We start from the raw sequence: 16,505 nt of genomic DNA, 5'->3' as shown, positions 1-16,505 counted from the left end.
GATCCCTTCCTGCCCTGCCGCAGCTCGGCGTAGCCCGGCCGGATCGATCCCACGAGGGGGGGGAGGGGGTCAGGTGGCGGCGCGGGGCGAGCGGGCGGCCGAGGTCAGGAGGGACGCCCCGGCGACGACCACGAGGACCACGATCATCGCCCCGCGCAGGCCGTAGTGCTCGCCGAGGAAGCCGAGCAGCGGCGGCCCGACCAGGAACGCGACGTAGCCCGCGGCGGCGACGGCGCCCACCGAGGTCGTGGGGTCCTCGCTCTCGCCGGCGGCCGAGAGGGTGACGGGGAATCCGAGCGCGGCGCCGAGACCCCAGAGCAGCACGGCGAGCCCTGCGACGACGACGCTGTCCGAGAAGACGACCAGGGCGATCCCCACCGCCGACACCAGGGCGCTCACGCACAGCACGGCGGGCTTGCCGAAGCGGGCGAGGAGCGGCTCGCCCGAGAAGCGCCCGATCGTCATCGCCAGGGCGAAGCCGGCGAAGACCAGTGAGCCGACCGTCGCGCTGGCGCCGTGGCCGTCGACCATGATGAGCGGCAGCCAGTCGCCCGCCGAGCCCTCGGCGAGAGCGAGCGCGAGCACGATGAGGCCGAGGAACACGATCCGCCGCTGCTTCCAGACGGCGAGCTGCGCGCGGAGCCCGGGGGAGCCCGCGCCGCCCGCCTCCTCGCGGCCTGTCGTCGCCGGGACCTTCGGGACCGCCCAGAGCATCGCGGTGAGCGCGAGCCCCGAGACCACCAGCAGGTGCACCCACACCGGGAACGCGATCGCGGTGAGGCCGATGCCGGCGAGCGCGCCGATCACCGAGCCGAGGCTGTAGCAGCCGTGCAGCACCGGCAGGATCGAGCGCCCAGAGGCCTGCTCGATCGCGGCGCCCTCGATGTTGATCGCGATCTCGGCCAGACCGAAGCCCAGGCCGATGCCGACGAGTCCGACGAAGACTCCGAAGCCCTGGCCCAGGCCCGCCATGCCGGCCAGGAGGGCCAGGCCGGCGACGAAGGAGGCGCCTCCGATGACGATCGGCCGTCGCGCCCCGAACCGGCGCACCAGGGCGGCCGAGCAGAGGATGCCCGTCATCGAGCCGACGGAGATGCCGAAGAGGATGAGACCCATCTCGGCGGTGCTGGCCTCGACGAGATCGCGGACCGCGGGGGTGCGCACGATGAACGACGAGAGGCCGACGCCGATCGTGAGCATGAAGACGTAGACGGCGGCGCGGCGGCGGCGCAGCGGAGCCGACAGCGCCGCTCGGGGGGACCGCGCCGCGCGGGAGCTGGCCTGGGCGGCGTCGGCGGTCATGGTCCGAGCCTACGGGCCGCCGGCGTCACGACCCCCGGGCCGCCCGCGCCCGCTCGAGGATCGCGAGGACGACCTCGGTCTTCGCGTCGGCGTAGTCGTTCATGTCGCTCCACCGTCGGCGCAGGAGCGACGCCTTGGTGCTCTCGTAGAGGGCGCGGTCGGCGGCGTCGGAGCGGAGGCGGTCGCGGAGCAGGAGGTAGGCGTCGACCGCCGGAGCGCCCCGCTCGTACACGTGCACGTGGACGTCGCGCGCGGGCGTCCTGACCAGGCGGTGCCCCGGCTCGCGGACTCTCAGCTCGTACCCGGCCGCGAGGAGCGCTCCGAGGTAGTCCTCCTCGGCCGTGATGTCGGCCACCGCGACCACGATGTCGATGATCGGCTTCGCCGCCAGCCCGGGGACCGACGTCGAGCCGATGTGCTCGACGTCGACGTCCGCTCCCTCGAGAGCGCGGAGGATCCGCCTCCGATGGTCGAGGTAGACCCCGGCCCAGCGGGGATCGTGGTCGTGCAGTGCGAGCTCGAGCGCCTCGGCGCCGCCCACCAGTTCGACCGTCGTGACGTCTGGTCGGCGCGGCGCGCGGCTCTCACTCACGCGAGCATCCTCGCAGGGGCGCGGAGGCGACGCCGCCTCCGCCAGTTGATTCGTGGATCCGTGCCACCTAGTATTGGATCCAATCCTGTCCACCCTGGTCGTCCGACCCCTGCCGCACCGGAGGCCTCGTGACTGCGCTGCTGGTCGTGATGGTGCTCGGGGCCACCGCCTCGCTCGCTCTCGGGCTCGCGGGATGGCGACGCGTGGGGCGCGGCTGGCTCGTCGCCGAGGCGGCGATGCTCGCGGCCATGCTCGACGTGCACCTCGCGGGACTGCACCTGGTCCCGGCTCCTGTGTGGTCCCTCCTGCTCGCGGGGTGCGCGCTCACGGCCGCGCTGCTCGACAGGGTCCGGCGCGGGCCGCGCCGTCACGGCGCCGACGCGCTGCACGGGGTCGGGATGCTCCTCGCCTCCGTGCTCGTACTCGTCGCCGACGCCCCGCAGGCGAGCGGAGCGACGCTCCACGCGCACGGAGCAGGGCTCGCGGTGCCGCTCACGGCCGCGGTCGCCGCCTACGCCGCCTGCGCCGTCGGCACCACGCTGCGCGGCCGCTCGGCCGGCATCGACACCACCAGGAGGCTCGCCTCGCTCGCGGGGCTCGTCGCGATGGGCGCGATGGCCGCCGTCGGCTGACCCGACTCCGCCGCTCGCCCCGGCCCCGACACTCCCGCACCCGAACCAGAAGAACGAAGGAGACGCCGCATGATCATCGACGCGTACAACACCACTCAGGACCGTCGCGGTCGCAGCGACTACCTCAGCGGGGTCCGCCCCGGCGAGCAGCCGCCCGCCTACACGCCCTTCGACCCGAAGCGGATCCTCGACCGGATGGACGCGGCCGGCGTCGACCGCGCGATGGTCTGCTCGCTCGCGCAGGGCATCGAGAACGACTTCCTGATGGAGCTCGTCGCGGCGCACCCCGACCGGCTCTTCGGCTTCGGCCAGGTGATGCCGCAGTGGGAGAACGCGACCGACGAGATCCGCCGCTTCGCCGACGGCGGACTGGTCGGCCTCAAGCTGCACCCGAGCCTGCACGGCTACCACGTGGCCGATCACGGACTGCTCGACCCGCTCTTCGCGGTGTGCGAGGAGCTCGGGCTGCCCGTGCTCATCAACGCGCTCGACGACGCGTTCTGCGCGCCGTTCGCCATCGAGGAGATCGCGAAGGGCTTCCCGGGAGTGCCGACGATCATCGCCCACATGGGCGCGGTCTGGAACGTCCCCGAGGCGATCATCGTCGCCGAGCGGAACCCGCACATCTACCTCGAGACCTCGGCGACGCTGATGAGCGACGTGAAGCGCGCCTACGCGCGGCTGGGTGCCGAGAAGATCCTCCTGGGCTCCGAGTGGCCCGGCAGCGACTTCGATCTCGAGCGGATGAAGATCGGCAAGGCGATCCCCGACGAGGCCGACCGGGCACTCGTCGAGGGCGGCAACATGGCGCGGATCCTGGGCTGGTCGTGACCTCCGACCGGCCGGTGCTCGCGGGGGCGCCCGAGGGGATGTCGGCGGGCGATCGGGAGCTGCTGGCGATCGCGACCGGGATCCTCGACGAGCGCTACCGCGAGCGCGTCCACGAGGTGGCGGCGGCGCTGCGGCTCGCGGACGGGCGGGTCGTGACCGGCCTGCACGTCGAGGCGAGCGCGGGGCGGGCGTCGGTCTGCGCCGAGTCGGCCGCGCTCAGTGCGGCGGTCGTCGCCGGGTCGCCGGTGGTCTCGGTCGTCGGGGTGCTCGAACGCCCGGGCGGCAGCCGGCACCTCATCGAGCCGTGCGGGGTGTGCGCCGAGCTGCTCGGCGACCACGCCCCGGAGGCGACCGTCTGGGTCGCCGTCGACGCCGCGTTCGCGCCGGTGCGGGTCGCCGACCTGCTGCCGTTCCGCCGTCGCCGGGCCGCCCGCCCGGTCTGACCGCCGGCCCGGCCCGCCCCGCCCGTCGAGGCTCCAAGAGTTGTCGTACTGGAGCCGCGACTACGACAACTCTTGCGGACTCGCGAGGGCGCGGCTCCTCCACATCCCGAGCATCCCGAGGTTTTACCTCGGCGAAACAGGCCCGACCCCGGGCGCGACCCTCGCCCTCCCACACTGGACGGGCGGGTGCACGCTCCCCGCCCGGTCGCGGCCGCACCTCGCCCGACTCGCACCACCCGGAAGGATCCACCCGCATGCTCGCCGTCTCCGGCAACCCCGTCCTCGTCGTCGTCGACATCCAGGGGGGAGCCGAGTCGGGTCTGCCGACTCCCGGGATCCCCGTGATGAGCGGGCGGGAGGAGCGAGCGCCGCGGGTCCGCGACCTCATCTCGCACTGCCGCGCGGTCGGCGTGCCCGTCGTCTTCATCCAGGAGGTGCACAAGCGCGACCTGGTCGACATCGGCCGCGAGCTCGACGGCGCAGAGGGCGTTCACTGCCTCGAGGGCGATCCGGGCACAGAGCTCGCCTCGTGGATCGTGCCGCGGCCCGAGGAGTTCGTGATCCGCAAACGCCGCTACTCGGCCTTCTTCGGCACCGAGCTCGAGATCTTGCTGAAGGCCTACCGCGCGGGCACGCTGCTGCTCGTCGGTGGACTGACCGACGTGTGCATTCACTACACGGCGGCCGATGCGCACCAGCACGACTACGCCGTCCGGGTGCTCAGCGACTGCGTCGCGGGCTCGAGCGAGCGCGCGCACTCGGCTGCGCTCGAGGCGATCGAGTACCTGCAGCGCGACGCCCTCGTCACGGCGGCCGAGGTGCACGACTGGCTCGAGCGGCGCGAGACCGTCGATGCCTGAGGGGCGCCTCCTCGTCGGCAGGGTCAGGACCCTCGACCCCGAGCGCCCCGAGGCCGAGGCGCTGCTGGTCGTCGGCGAGCGGATCGCGGCCGTCGGGACGCTCGACGAGGTGCGCCACGCGGCGCCCGACGCGAGGGAGGAGCCGTTCGAGGGCGTCCTCCTCCCCGGCTTCATCGACGCCCACTCGCACGCGCAGCGCGCGGGGCTCAAGGCCCTGCAGCTGCTCGAGCCCGGCGCCGGCGCCGCCGCCTTCTCGGCCGCCATGCTCGCCGACGCCGATGCCGACCCCGATGCTCCCGACTGGCTCGGCGGCACTCCGCCGACCCCTCCGGATCGCCGCGCCGCGCTCCTCAGGGTGCAGCCGCTCCTGCACGCGATGGGCTTCACCGGCGTCGTCGACCCCGCCGTGACGCTCGACGAGCTGGCCGCCTACCGCGCCGCGCACGGCCGCGGCGAGCTGACCCTCCGGGTCGTGGCGATGCCCTGGCCCGAGCTCGGCACGCCCGCCGTTCCCGGAGTCGACGAGGCGCTCGCGCTGCTCGACGGCATCCCGGGCGCGACGGGAAGCGGTGACGACCGCCTCCGTCTCGGGCCGGTCAAGGTGTACTACGACGGCGAGGGGATGAAGGGGCAGGCGCTCCTCGAGGAGCCGTGGCCCGGAGGCGACCACGGCGTCCAGCGGATCGCGACGGAGGAGTTCGCGCGGCTCGCCGCCGGCTGCGTCGCCAGGGGCTGGGGGCTCGGCGTGCACGCCGTCGGCAGTCGCGCGGTGGCCGAGGTCCTCGACGCGCTCGAGGCGGCGGGCCCGGCGGCCGTCATCGAGCCGTTGCGCTGCCAGCTCATCCACGCCTACCTCGAGCCCTCGGCCGAGAGCCGGGAGCGGGCCGCGCGCCTGGGCGTGCTCGCCTCGCTCCAGCCGTCGATCGCGTGGAGCAACGCGGCAGGGCTCGCGGAGCGGCTCGGCGAGCGCTCGGCCGACGTCAACCCGATGCGCTCCTGGCTCGACTCGGGCGCCGTCATCGCGATGGGGTCCGACGCCCCCTACTTCCCCTTCGATCCCCGAGCGCTCGTGGCGATGTCGGCGAGCAGGAGGATGCGCGGCGCCTCCGCGCCGACCGGACCGGAGCAGGCGCTCACCGTGCTCGAGGCCGTCGAGGCCTACACGCGCGGGGCGGCCCGCGCCTCGTTCGCCGAGGGCCGTCGCGGGATGCTGCGCCCCGGGTTCCTCGCCGACCTCGTCCTGCTCGACGTCGATCCGCTCCGCTGCACGGCGGAGGAGTTCGCCGCGGCTCGGGTCCTGCGCACGGAGGTGGGCGGCGTGGTCGTGTTCGCGGCTGACGACGGGACGCGGTCTCGCGAGATGTAATCCAGACGAAACACAATTGGATGCGCATCGGTCTAGATTGGATCCAAGTTAAGCGAGTGCTCGCGATCCCCGCGATGTCTCGACGACCGGCCGCCGCATCCCCCGAGGCGGCCCCCGACCCGCCCCGACGCACCACCTTTATCCCTGGAGGACAGCACCATGGTCAGGAAGAGAATGCTCGCCGGCGTCGCGCTGGCGGCGGTCGCCACCCTCGCGCTCAGCGCCTGCGGCACCGCGAGCACCCCGGAGGACACCGGAGCCGCGGAGTCCACCGACACCATCAACGCGGAGCTCTGGTACGCACCGACGACCTTCGACCCGGCGAAGTCCTCCGCCGACGCCGACGTCACCGTCGCCCGCCTCGGCTTCGACACACTGCTGCGCCAGGGCGAGACCGAGGGCTACATCGGCGGCCTCGCGACCGACTGGAACGCCGTCTCGGCCTCCGAGTACACCTTCACGATCCGCGACGACGCCACCTGCGCCGACGGCACCGCGATCACGCCGACCGTCGTCGCCGACTCCTTCTCGTACCTCACCGGCCTCGACGACGCGGGCGCGCAGACCTGGAAGAACCAGGCCTTCGGCTCGGGCGACGCGACCTTCACCCCCGACGACGCCGCCGGCACGCTCACCATCGCGCTGAGCGAGCCCTACTCGCAGCTGCTCGGAGGCGTCACCCGCCCAGGCACCGGCGTCATCTGCCCCGCAGGTCTCGCCGACCCCGAGGGTCTCGCCGCCGGCACCGTCGACGGAGCCTGGTCGGGGCCCTACATGCTCTCGGATCTGTCCGCCGGAGTGAGCGCCGCCTACACGCTGCGCGACGACTACGACGCCTGGCCCGCCTGGGAGAGCGTCGAGGGCGTGCCCGCGAAGACGATCAACCTCACCGTGCAGGCCGACTCGAACACGAGCGCCAACCTGCTCGAGTCGGGCGGAGTCGACCTCGCCCGCTTCTACGACTCCAACGCCCTGCGCTTCGAGGACGACCCCGCCTACTCCACCGTCACCTTCGCCAGCTCGGCCTACAACCTCGTGTTCAACGAGGCGCCCGGCTCCGGATCGATCTTCGAGGGCGACCAGGAGCTGCGCGCCGCCGTCGCCCAGGCCATCGACACCCAGGGCTTCAACGACGCCGGCCTCGACGGCCTCGGAGTCGCGCAGTACACCGTCAACGCCGCCAGCTACCAGTGCGCGCTCGACGACCCGTCGCTGGTGCAGGAGTACGACCCCGCCGCCGCCTCCGAGGTGCTCACCGGTCAGACCATCCGCCTGCTGATCATGTCGAACTGGGACCCGGCCGCCGACTACCTGGCCGAGTCGCTCCGCGCCGCCGGAGCCACCGTGACGGTCTCGGCTCCCGACCCCGCCGACTGGACCAAGCAGATGCGCACCGAGCCCGGCACGTGGGACGTGGCCGTCGCCGCCGAGAACGCGGGCCCCGGCCTCATCCACGCGACGATCGCCCGCTACCTCGGCCCCACCTACGCCGAGGGCGGCACCAACGTCTCCTCGAGCGACAACCCCGAGGGCGTGGCGTTCTACGACGCCGCGATGGCCGCCTCCGACACCGAGACGCAGTGCGAGAACCTGCTCGCCGCCCAGGAGACGATCCTCGAGCGGGTCGACATGACCCCGCTCATCACCGACACGCACCGCTACGTGGCCCGCTCCGGCTTCGCCACCTCGGTGTTCTCGGGCTACTGGGACATCTCGGCCATGCGGATCCTCTCCTGAGGGACCGCGTCGGCGCCCGCCGGGCACTGACACCGTGACGAACCGCCCCGGCCGGGCGACGAAGGAGACACCGCGATGAGCACCACGACCGCCGAACCCTCCTCGTCGACCGGCCAGGGCGTCGTCCGAGCCGGCTCCCTGGCCGGGGCGTGGCGGAGGTTCCTCCTGCGCCGCTCCCTCGGCCTGATAGTCAACCTCGCGCTGCTCGTGCTGGTCACGTTCCTGATCGTGCAGCTCATCCCGGGCGACCCGGCGGTCGCCATCGCGGGGGAGTCGGCCGGTCTCGCGCAGGTCGAGCTGGTCCGCACCCAGCTCGGCCTCGACCAGCCGCTGATCGTGCAGCTGGGCACCTACCTGCTCGGAGTCGTCCAGGGCGACTTCGGCGCCTCCTTCCGCTACAGGATCCCCGCGATGGAGCTCGTGATGACCGCGGTGCCCTACACGCTCGCGATCACGATCGCCGCGGTGCTCCTGCTGCTGATCCTCGGCATCGCGCTGGGCATGGCGGTCGGAGTCGCGACCCGCGGCGACCGCCGCCGCTGGCTCGACGCGGTCTTCAGCACGGTCACCGGACTCGTCTCGTCGATCCCCACCTACGTGCTGGCGACCGGCTTCGTCGTCGTCTTCGCCGTGATGCTGAAGGTGCTGCCGCCCGCCTACTCGCCGGCCTACGACTTCGGCACGGCCGCGATCCTCCCGATCGCCTCGCTCACCGTCGGAGGCACCTGCTCGGTCGCGCGGATCGTGCGCCGCGAGACGGCGGTGATCCTCGAGCAGGACTACATGCGCACGGCCCGCGGCTGGCGGCTGCCGGCCCTCACCCTCTACGCCAAGCACATGCTGCCCAACCTGCTCACGACCGCGCTGACGCTCTCGGGGATCATCCTCACCGCGCTGCTGGGCTCGGCGCTCATCACCGAGGCGGTCTTCGCCTGGCCGGGGCTGGGCGGAGTGATCGTCCAGGCCATCGCGATCGACAAGGACTACCCGGTGATCCGAGCGGCCGTCTTCGTGATCGGGCTCATCTCGCTCGTGATCACCCTCGTCATCGACGTCATCCTGGGTCTCATCGACCCGCGCACCCTCGGAGAGCAGCATGGCTGAGACCCTCCCCGCCGTGGCCCTGGCCGAGACGCCGTCGCGGCCCCGCTCGTTCCACTGGAACGCGGGGCTCGTGATCGGACTCGCGCTGCTCGGGATCATCGCGCTCGTCGCGGTCATCGCGCCGTTCGCCCTCGAGAACCAGGCCACCGGGCTCGGCGGCTCGCCCAGCCAGTCGTCGTCGGCCGAGCACCCGCTCGGCACCGACACGCTCGGGCGCGACATGCTCGCCCGCACCCTCGTCGCCACGCGATCGACCGTGCTGATGGCGCTCGCCGCCACGGCCCTCTCGGCCGTCGTGGGCATCGCCCTCGGGATCGGCGTCTGGCTCGCCCCGCGCCGCCTCCGCGAGCTGGGCCTGCGCGGCATCGAGCTCGCCGTGAGCTACCCGACGATGCTCGTCGCGATCATCGTCGCCGCGATCCTCGGCCAGGGCGTGGTGCAGGTGGTCGTCGCCATCGCGGTCGCCAACATCGCCGGGTTCGCGCGGCTGACGGCGAACCTCGCGGCGAAGATCGCCTCCTCCGAGTACGTCACCACCGCCCGCCTGATGGGCGTGCCGACCCACCGGATCGCGCTGCGGCACGTGCTGCCGAACATGGCCGAGCCGACCCTCATCCTCATCGCCAGCGCCTTCTCGGGGGCCCTCGTCGAGATCTCGGGGCTGTCGTTCATCGGCCTCGGCGCGCAGACGCCCGCCTTCGACTGGGGCACCCTGCTCAACGACGGGCTCAGCCGCATCTCGGTGAACCCCGTCGTGATCCTCGGTCCGGCGCTCGCGCTGACCGTCGCCTCCTTCGCCGCTCTGCTCGTCGGCGACGGGCTCGCCGCGGCGGCCAACCCCCGCTCGAACAGCACCCGGGCGCGCCTGGTCCGCTCCTCCGGCGAGTCGACGCTCGCGGTGCCGAGCGACGCGGTGCTCGTGGCCGACGGCATCACGGTGCTGCACGGCGCGACCGGCCGCCCCCTCGTGCAGGACCTCTCCTTCACCATCCGCCGCGGCGAGGTGCTCGGGATCGTCGGCGAGTCGGGCTCGGGCAAGTCGCTCACCGCCTCCGTCGTCGCGAAGCTGCTCGGCGAGGGCCTCGAGGCCTCGGCGCGCCGCCTCGAGCTCGGCGGCACCGACCTGCTCGGCCCGGTGCCGGACCGCGTGCTCGCGGCGAAGATCGGCCTGATCTACCAGGACCCGGGCACGGCCCTGAATCCCGCGATGGTGCTCGGGACGCAGCTGTCCGACGTGCTGCGGATCCGCCTCCGCTACTCCCGCCGGGGAGCGCTCGACCTCCTGCTGCGCGGCTTCCGCTCGGTGATGCTCACCGACCCGGAGGGGCGCCTGCGGCAGTACCCGCACCAGCTCTCCGGAGGCATGAAGCAGCGCGCGATGATCGCCTCCGCCATGAGCACGAAGCCGGATCTGCTGATCGCCGACGAGCCGACCACCGCACTCGACGTGACCGTGCAGCGCGAGGTGCTGAGCGTCCTCAAGCGGATGAACGAGGACTCGGGCACCGCGGTGCTCTTCATCTCGCACGACCTCGGCGTGGTCCGGGCGCTCTGCGACCGCGTGCTGGTGATGAAGGACGGCCGCGTGGTCGAGCGGATCGACGACATCGAGCACCTCTCGGAGGAGACCGTGACGCATCCGTACACCAGGCAGCTGCTCGCCGCGACGCCGGTCGTGACCGTCCCGGGAGCGCCCTCGTGAGCGACGCGATGATCGACGTCCGCGGCCTCGACGTCTCGTTCGGGCACGTGCAAGTGCTGCACGGCGTCGACGTGCGGGTCGAGCGCGGCCGCACGGTGGGCGTCGTGGGGGAGTCGGGATCGGGCAAGTCGACGCTCGCGAAGGTCCTCGTCGGCTCGGTGCGCGCCGAATCGGGCACCGCGAGCGTCGACGGGGTCGACGTCGTCGCGGCCGACCGCTCGGCGATGCGCGCCTACCGCCGCCGCACGCAGATGATCCCGCAGGACCCGTACTCGTCGCTGTCGCCGCGGCGCACCATCGCGCAGACGCTGGCGGAGGCGATCGACCCGGTCCGCTCGCGCGTCGCGACCCACGAGCCGCTGATCGTCGACTGGCTCGAGCGCGTCGGGCTCACCGCCGACATGCGCCACCGGTTCCCGCACGAGTTCTCGGGGGGCCAGCGCCAGCGCGTCGCGATCGCCCGCGGGCTGATCATCGACCCGACGTTCGTCATCGCCGACGAGATCACCTCGGCGCTGGACGTCTCGGTGCAGGGCCAGATCCTCGATCTGCTGGCCGGCATCAAGGAGTCGCTCGGGCTGACGATGATGTTCATCTCGCACAACCTCGCCGTCGTGCAGCGCGTCAGCGACGAGGTCGTCGTGCTCTACCAGGGCCGGGTCGTCGAGTCCGGACCGGTCGCGCGGATCTACGCCGATCCGCAGCACTGGTACACGAAGCGGCTCCTCGACGCCGACCCGGGATCGCCGGGATTCAGCCTCGCCGGCTGATCGCTCCACCTCCTCCTCCGAAGGACCGCCATGACCGCACGCCTGCCGCTCACCCCCCGCGCCGACGGGGTCCTCCGACTCGTCGGGGCGACCCTCATCGACGGCACGGGAGCCGATCCGGTGCCCGACGCCGAGGTCGAGATCAGCGACGGCGTGATCGTCTACGCCGGTCCGCGCCGGGGCGACGCCGCCGGTCCCGCTTTCGACCTGGGCGGCGCGGTCCTCCTCCCCGGGTTCGTCGACGTGCACGTGCACCTCGCGATGGTGCCGGTGGCCCCGGAGGCGGCCCGCGAGCGTTTCATGGAGGAGGACGTCCTCGAGATCGCGGGCCTCCTCCGCCGCACCCTCGACGCCGGAGTCACGACGGCGCGCGACCTCGACGGGCTCTCGCCGGGGTACCGCGAGGCGATCGAGCGCGGAGCCGTCGACGGGCCGCGCCTGCACCTCGCGATCGCGATGCTCTCGCCGACCGGCGGGCACGCCGACCCCCTGCACCGCAACGGCACCCTCCCGGCGTGGGCGGTCCGGCCGGGCATGCCTCCCGCCGGAGTCGTCGACACCGACGAGGACGTGGTGCGGATGGTGCGCACGCTCGTGCGCACGGGCGCCGACGTCATCAAGGTCGCGACCTCGGGCGGCCTCGGCTCGCCGAACGACGACGCGCACGACGTGGGGATCACCGAGGAGCAGGTGCGGCTCATCGGCAGGCTGGTCGCCGAGCGGGGCGGTCGCCCGATCACGGCGCACGCGCTGTCCGACGCCGCTGCCCGCGCCGCCGTCCTCGGAGGTGCGGCGAGCATCGAGCACGGCTACGACCTCAGCGACGAGACGATCGGGCTGATGATCGAGCGCGGAACGGTGCTCGTGCCGACGCTCAGCATCCTCGTGCGCGAGTTCGACCCGGTGACGACCACTCCCGAGCGCCTCCGGCAGCGGGCGATCCTGCGCGAGCGCGGTCTCGACTCGGTGCGGCGCGCGGTCGCGGCCGGGGTGCCCGTGGTGCTCGGGACGGACGCGGGCGTGCACCCGCACGGACACAACCTCGCCGAGCTGCAGCAGCTCGTGGCGGTCGGGCTCACGCCGCTCGAGGCGCTCTCCGCGGGCACGCTCGGCGGGGCGCGCCTGCTCGGTCTCGACTCCCGGCTCGGCTCGGTGGAGGCGGGCAAGCTCGCCGACCTCGTCGTCACCGCGGTGGACCCTCTGACCGACATCGGCGCGCTCGCCGACCCCGACGCGGTGCGGCTGGTGCTGCAGTCGGGCCGCGTCGTGAAGGACCTCGACGGCCGCGCGTAGCGGCCCACCCGCCTCGCGCGGCGGACCCGCCTCGCCGTCGAGTCCTGCGTCCTCGGATCCCGGTGCGCCCGCTGCGCGGGCTGCTCGATCTAGGATCACGTCGTGACCAGCTCCGACTCCCCGCCCCGTCGACGCGACGTGCCCGGCCTCCTCGGCTTCGTCCTCGCGATCGTCCTGACGCTCACCCAGATCGTGCAGATCGGCCTGTCGACCGCCGTCCCGGTGCTGGCCTTCCAGGCGGGTCTCGGCGTGAGCGACGTCGGCCTGCTGTTCACCGCTCTCGGAGTCGGGCAGCTGATCCTCGCTGCGGCGACCGCGGTCCTCGGGATCGTCGGCGTGGCCCGGCGGCAGGGTCGCGCGGTTCTCGCCGGGATCGCCCTCGGAGTCGGCGGAGCCGGCGTCGTCGTCGGGCTGACGGGGCTCCTCCTCCCGCCGCTGCTCGGCTTCGCCCTGCAGTAGCGCGGCCCGCACCTCCTCGTCGGCGTCGCTCGACCGGGTCGATCGGTCACGAACGGTCGCTCCCTGTCGAGGCGAGGCAGCCTTCCGCGACGGATCGAGTGAGCGGCTCCGGGAGGGAGCGCTGCGGTCAGCGGAGGCGAAGGGGCCGCGCGCGGGCCGCCGAGACCGTCCACACGACGAGGCCGATCAGCACCGAGAACAGCAGCACGTGCGGCACCGAGACCGGCGGCGCGGACGGCGAGTCGACGACGGCCCACTCGGCCACGAGGTCGCGTGCCACGTCGGCACCGCCGAGCGCCGCCCCGGTCAGCGGATCCTCGCGGTACGTCGAGAACGCCTCCAGGTCGCCCGACTCGACGTCCATCCACGCGAATCCGGAGTCGTTGCTGTCGTCGGCGCTCCCGAGGTGCAGCAGTGCGGTGCGGTCGTCGCGCCAGCCGAGCAGGCTGGTCCACCGGTCGGCGGGGAGCGGCAGCGACCGCTCCGAGACGCGCCCGCCCGCCAGATCCACGACCGTCAGCGCCGAATCAGCGGCGACCGCGAAGCGCTGCCCGTCGGGGGACCAGGCGTCTCCGTTCAGGTCGCCCCGCAGCGGATCGAGCTCGTGGAGGACCGCGCCGTCGCCCGAGTCGAGGATCAGAAGGGCGTCGTCGCTCTGGGCCGCGATGCGGGCGCCGTCGGGCGAGATCGCTCCGGAGTGGGCGTCGGAGTCGAGCGGGTGGCGGCGGGTCTCACCGGTCGTGAGGTCGAGCGTGGCGAGGGTGCCGTTCAGCTGGAACTCCTGATCGGTGTACCGGCTCATGTCGCCGTCGCTCGTGAGCAGCAGCACCGTCTCTCCCGCGGAGTCGATGCTGAGGGCGACGGCGCTCGCCGCGTCGCCGACGGGGACGGTGCGCCCCGAGAGTGTGCGCAGATCGAGCAGCTCGACGCTCGCCTCCTGCCCGGGGGCGCTGATCACGACGAAGGTGCCGTCGGCCGAGAGGACGCTGTCGGCAGGGTCGCCCTGGTCGGCCGCGACCGACCGCTCCTCCGCGGCTCCGAGCCGGCGGTAGGTGGCTCCGTCCGCTCCGAGGACCACTGCCTGCGGGATGTCGAGGAACTCGACACCGATCCCGTTCTGGTAGGTCATCGCCGCGGCATCGATCTGCTGCGCGCCGAGCATCGGGGTCCACCACGAGTAGCTCGCGAGCTGGCGCGGGAAGAACGGGGAGCCTCCGGGAGATGTGGCCGAGGTGAGCGGCCACAGCAGCACGGCCACCGCGAGGGCCGCGATCACGGCCGGGAGGCGGCTCGGCCGCTCGAGGGACGCCGTCGACTGGTTCACGTGCGCTCCTCTGCTGCTCCGACGCCTCCACCCTAGGTTCGCGGTCAGCCGCGGTCGGAGGGGCCCGGACGGATGTTCACCGGGCCGTCACCCCGCGGTCGGAGGCGCTTGCCGCAATCCGCGTCGCGGGGCGAAGGCGCCGGCCGCGTAGGCCAGGAGGATCAGCGCCATCACCACGCCCGAGCTCACCGCCGCGGTGGCGGCGCCGTCGCCGGTGCCGACCACCAGCCCCGCGCCGCCGATCACCACGAGGGCCCCGCCGAGGACGACGAACATGCGCTCCGAGAACGCCCACGCGAACGGCAGGAAGTGCAGCCCCACGACCGCGGCGATCAGCGCCGGCCGCAGCTCGGCCGCTCCTGCCGCCTCCAGCAGCCGGCTGCCCAGGGCGATCACCGCGAACTCGACCACGACGCAGACCGCGTAGACGGCGATCCGTATCCGGCTCGGCGGCACGAAGGGGCCGAGCGGCCGCGGCCGCACGAAGAGGAGCCAGAGGGCCGCCGCCACCGCGGCCACCGTGAGCAGGCGCGCCGCGAGAGAGACCGGCTCGGCGGAGCCCGGCGTGTACGAGAAGACGAAGACGCAGGCTCCCACGAGACCGATCACCGCGCCGATCCGTCGAGGATCGGCGAGCGGAGGAGGCGTCGAGCGCGCGTCGGCTGTCATCCGTGCAGCCTCGCAGACCGAGCGCGGCGGCGCCTGCCGCCGGGGCGGGTGCGAACGTTCATCCCGCACCCGTTGCGCGCTCGTGGCCCGGGGCCGATCCTGGAGGCATGGTGGAGTGGCTGAGGGACGTGACCGCCCGATCGAGTGCGGGCGAGATCGCGGGTGTCGTCGTCATCGTCGTGGCCTCCGTCGTGCTCCTCGTCTCCGCCGTGCGCATCGGCGCGGGCGACGTCCTCGCCGCCTACGGTGTGCTGCTCGGCTTCACCGCCGGCATCACCGGTCTCGGTGTGCACTCCGCGAGCCGCCAGGCCCGGTTCCGCCGCGAGGGCCGCTGACTCGCGCCGCGCGCCCGGTCCATCGGGCGCGGACGGCCCGTCCGACGGGCGGTCACGGGCCGTCTCCGACGGATCGATCGGCGAGGGCGCGGCGGACGCGTTCGACCGAGCGCTCCGGATGCGGGAGGAACTCGCCGACGACCACGCGCACGACGCGCACTCCGATCGCAGCGAAGTCGTCGTATCGGCCGAGGTCGCGGGCGAACCGGCGGTTGCTGGTGCGGTGACCGTCGCCCTCGTACTCCCACGCGACCCGCTCGCCCGGATACCAGCCGTCGGGTCCGCCGAGGAGTCGGCCCGCTGAGTCGAACAGCGGCACCTGGAGCTGCGGTTCCGGCAGTCCTGCACGGACCGACGCGAGCCTGAAGTGCGTCTCGGGCGGCGAATCGGCGCCGTCGCGGACGAGGGCGAGTGCCTCGCGGAGCCGCGCCCGTCCGCGTCCCTGGAACCGATCGACGCGCTCGTGCAGGTCGGCCAGCGGCACCCACCGGCCGCGGATCCCCGGCGTCGATGCGCCACGGGCTGCGCACGAGCGCATCGCCGACGGCGACGAGGTCGTCCAGCCCGAGCAGCACGCCGAGATGGCAGAACAGCGACGCCGGATCAGTGAGCGGCAGTCCGGCGCGGACGACGCGTCGGACGTCGGGGTCGGAGATGGTGTGGCCCGCGACTCCGGGGCGGCGGGGTGCGCGAGACGGCGCGCGCACGCTCACTGCAGGTCCTCCTCCGGGAGTGCGTGCGGCAGATCGAGCGGCCACAGGCGCGCTGCGGTCAGGTGGCTGAGCACGCTACCCGGGCCGAGGACGGTGAGGAGCGCCTCTGCGCGGGCTCGGAGGTCGAGCGGCCCCGCCTCCGCTCGCACGCCGTGGAAGGGCGCGCTGAGATCGCTGCGACGGAGTCGATTGCGCGCGAGACCCGAGTCCCGCGCCTCGGCCACCGTGAAGGCGTGGGCTGCGAGGCCCCCCGGGAGCGGGATCCGTCGTGTCATGCCGACACGGTGCCGCATCCCCGCCCCTCCGAACCCCTCTCCACAGCCCGACCCCGTCCTCCACAGCCGGCTGCGCGCGCCGAGAGGTCGCAGAAGGC

18 protein-coding genes are annotated in these 16,505 nt (G+C 73.3%); 12 read left to right on the top strand and 6 right to left on the bottom strand.

Features of this window, described 5'->3' with window-relative positions:
• Window positions 1-69: 69 nt before the first annotated feature.
• Window positions 70-1,302, bottom strand: a complete 1,233-nt coding sequence (locus B9Y99_RS15520) for an MFS transporter (protein ID WP_208856992.1) — start codon at window positions 1,300-1,302, stop codon at window positions 70-72.
• Between the two features lie 25 nt (window positions 1,303-1,327).
• Window positions 1,328-1,894 (bottom strand): GrpB family protein, encoded by a 567-nt coding sequence (locus B9Y99_RS15515; protein WP_085477543.1) that lies wholly within the window; start codon window positions 1,892-1,894, stop codon window positions 1,328-1,330.
• Window positions 1,895-2,022: 128 nt separating this feature from the next.
• On the opposite strand from B9Y99_RS15515, the gene B9Y99_RS15510 reads away from it, so the two are divergent.
• From B9Y99_RS15510 to B9Y99_RS15460, 11 genes are all read left to right on the top strand, one after another.
• Entirely contained in the window at window positions 2,023-2,526 is a 504-nt protein-coding gene (locus B9Y99_RS15510) for a hypothetical protein (RefSeq protein ID WP_085477542.1), read from the top strand.
• A gap of 69 nt (window positions 2,527-2,595) precedes the next feature.
• On the top strand, window positions 2,596-3,357 hold the full coding sequence (locus B9Y99_RS15505; protein WP_085477541.1) for an amidohydrolase family protein: 762 nt from the start codon (window positions 2,596-2,598) through the stop codon (window positions 3,355-3,357).
• On the top strand, window positions 3,354-3,800 hold the full coding sequence (locus B9Y99_RS15500; RefSeq protein WP_208856991.1) for a cytidine/deoxycytidylate deaminase family protein: 447 nt from the start codon (window positions 3,354-3,356) through the stop codon (window positions 3,798-3,800). The genes B9Y99_RS15505 and B9Y99_RS15500 overlap by 4 nt, the downstream gene beginning before the upstream one ends.
• Before the next feature lie 254 nt (window positions 3,801-4,054).
• Window positions 4,055-4,660, top strand: a complete 606-nt coding sequence (locus tag B9Y99_RS15495; RefSeq protein WP_085477540.1) for a cysteine hydrolase family protein — start codon at window positions 4,055-4,057, stop codon at window positions 4,658-4,660.
• Window positions 4,653-6,026, top strand: a complete 1,374-nt coding sequence (locus B9Y99_RS15490; RefSeq protein WP_085477539.1) for an amidohydrolase — start codon at window positions 4,653-4,655, stop codon at window positions 6,024-6,026. The genes B9Y99_RS15495 and B9Y99_RS15490 overlap by 8 nt, the downstream gene beginning before the upstream one ends.
• Before the next feature lie 159 nt (window positions 6,027-6,185).
• Window positions 6,186-7,763 (top strand): ABC transporter substrate-binding protein, encoded by a 1,578-nt coding sequence (locus B9Y99_RS15485; RefSeq protein ID WP_085477538.1) that lies wholly within the window; start codon window positions 6,186-6,188, stop codon window positions 7,761-7,763.
• A gap of 75 nt (window positions 7,764-7,838) precedes the next feature.
• Window positions 7,839-8,867 carry an ABC transporter permease gene (locus tag B9Y99_RS15480; RefSeq protein WP_085477537.1) on the top strand — a complete coding sequence of 343 codons (1,029 nt, stop codon included), beginning with the start codon at window positions 7,839-7,841 and terminating at the stop codon, window positions 8,865-8,867.
• Window positions 8,860-10,569: a dipeptide/oligopeptide/nickel ABC transporter permease/ATP-binding protein gene (locus B9Y99_RS15475; RefSeq protein ID WP_085477536.1), complete on the top strand. Its 1,710-nt coding sequence runs from the start codon at window positions 8,860-8,862 to the stop codon at window positions 10,567-10,569. The genes B9Y99_RS15480 and B9Y99_RS15475 overlap by 8 nt, the downstream gene beginning before the upstream one ends.
• Entirely contained in the window at window positions 10,566-11,339 is a 774-nt protein-coding gene (locus B9Y99_RS15470; protein WP_129588076.1) for an ABC transporter ATP-binding protein, read from the top strand. Before B9Y99_RS15475 ends, B9Y99_RS15470 begins: the two co-directional genes overlap by 4 nt.
• A 30-nt stretch (window positions 11,340-11,369) precedes the next feature.
• Window positions 11,370-12,632: a metal-dependent hydrolase family protein gene (locus B9Y99_RS15465; protein ID WP_085477535.1), complete on the top strand. Its 1,263-nt coding sequence runs from the start codon at window positions 11,370-11,372 to the stop codon at window positions 12,630-12,632.
• A 102-nt stretch (window positions 12,633-12,734) separates the two neighbouring features.
• On the top strand, window positions 12,735-13,091 hold the full coding sequence (locus tag B9Y99_RS15460; protein WP_085477534.1) for a hypothetical protein: 357 nt from the start codon (window positions 12,735-12,737) through the stop codon (window positions 13,089-13,091).
• A gap of 127 nt (window positions 13,092-13,218) precedes the next feature.
• On the opposite strand, the gene B9Y99_RS15455 is transcribed toward B9Y99_RS15460, so the two are convergent.
• Together B9Y99_RS15455 and B9Y99_RS15450 are read right to left on the bottom strand one after the other, a co-directional pair.
• On the bottom strand, window positions 13,219-14,415 hold the full coding sequence (locus B9Y99_RS15455; protein WP_085477533.1) for a PQQ-binding-like beta-propeller repeat protein: 1,197 nt from the start codon (window positions 14,413-14,415) through the stop codon (window positions 13,219-13,221).
• 87 nt (window positions 14,416-14,502) lie between these two features.
• Window positions 14,503-15,084 carry a DUF7010 family protein gene (locus B9Y99_RS15450; RefSeq protein ID WP_085477532.1) on the bottom strand — a complete coding sequence of 194 codons (582 nt, stop codon included), beginning with the start codon at window positions 15,082-15,084 and terminating at the stop codon, window positions 14,503-14,505.
• A 107-nt stretch (window positions 15,085-15,191) separates the two neighbouring features.
• Between B9Y99_RS15450 and B9Y99_RS15445 the strand changes: the two genes are divergently transcribed.
• Window positions 15,192-15,419, top strand: coding sequence for a hypothetical protein (locus B9Y99_RS15445; RefSeq protein ID WP_085477531.1), 228 nt, complete (start codon window positions 15,192-15,194; stop codon window positions 15,417-15,419).
• Window positions 15,420-15,471: 52 nt separating this feature from the next.
• Here B9Y99_RS15445 and B9Y99_RS15440 read toward each other — a convergent pair whose 3' ends face one another.
• Together B9Y99_RS15440 and B9Y99_RS15435 are read right to left on the bottom strand one after the other, a co-directional pair.
• On the bottom strand, window positions 15,472-15,903 hold the full coding sequence (locus B9Y99_RS15440) for a hypothetical protein (RefSeq protein ID WP_085477530.1): 432 nt from the start codon (window positions 15,901-15,903) through the stop codon (window positions 15,472-15,474).
• A 225-nt stretch (window positions 15,904-16,128) separates the two neighbouring features.
• Entirely contained in the window at window positions 16,129-16,407 is a 279-nt protein-coding gene (locus B9Y99_RS15435) for a hypothetical protein (RefSeq protein WP_129588075.1), read from the bottom strand.
• Window positions 16,408-16,505: the final 98 nt, after the last annotated feature.

Source organism: Rathayibacter oskolensis (assembly GCF_900177245.1).
GTDB lineage: Bacteria > Actinomycetota > Actinomycetes > Actinomycetales > Microbacteriaceae > Rathayibacter > Rathayibacter oskolensis.
Note: the sequence above shows the minus strand (reverse complement) of the source record. Positions and strands in the feature narration are given on the sequence as shown.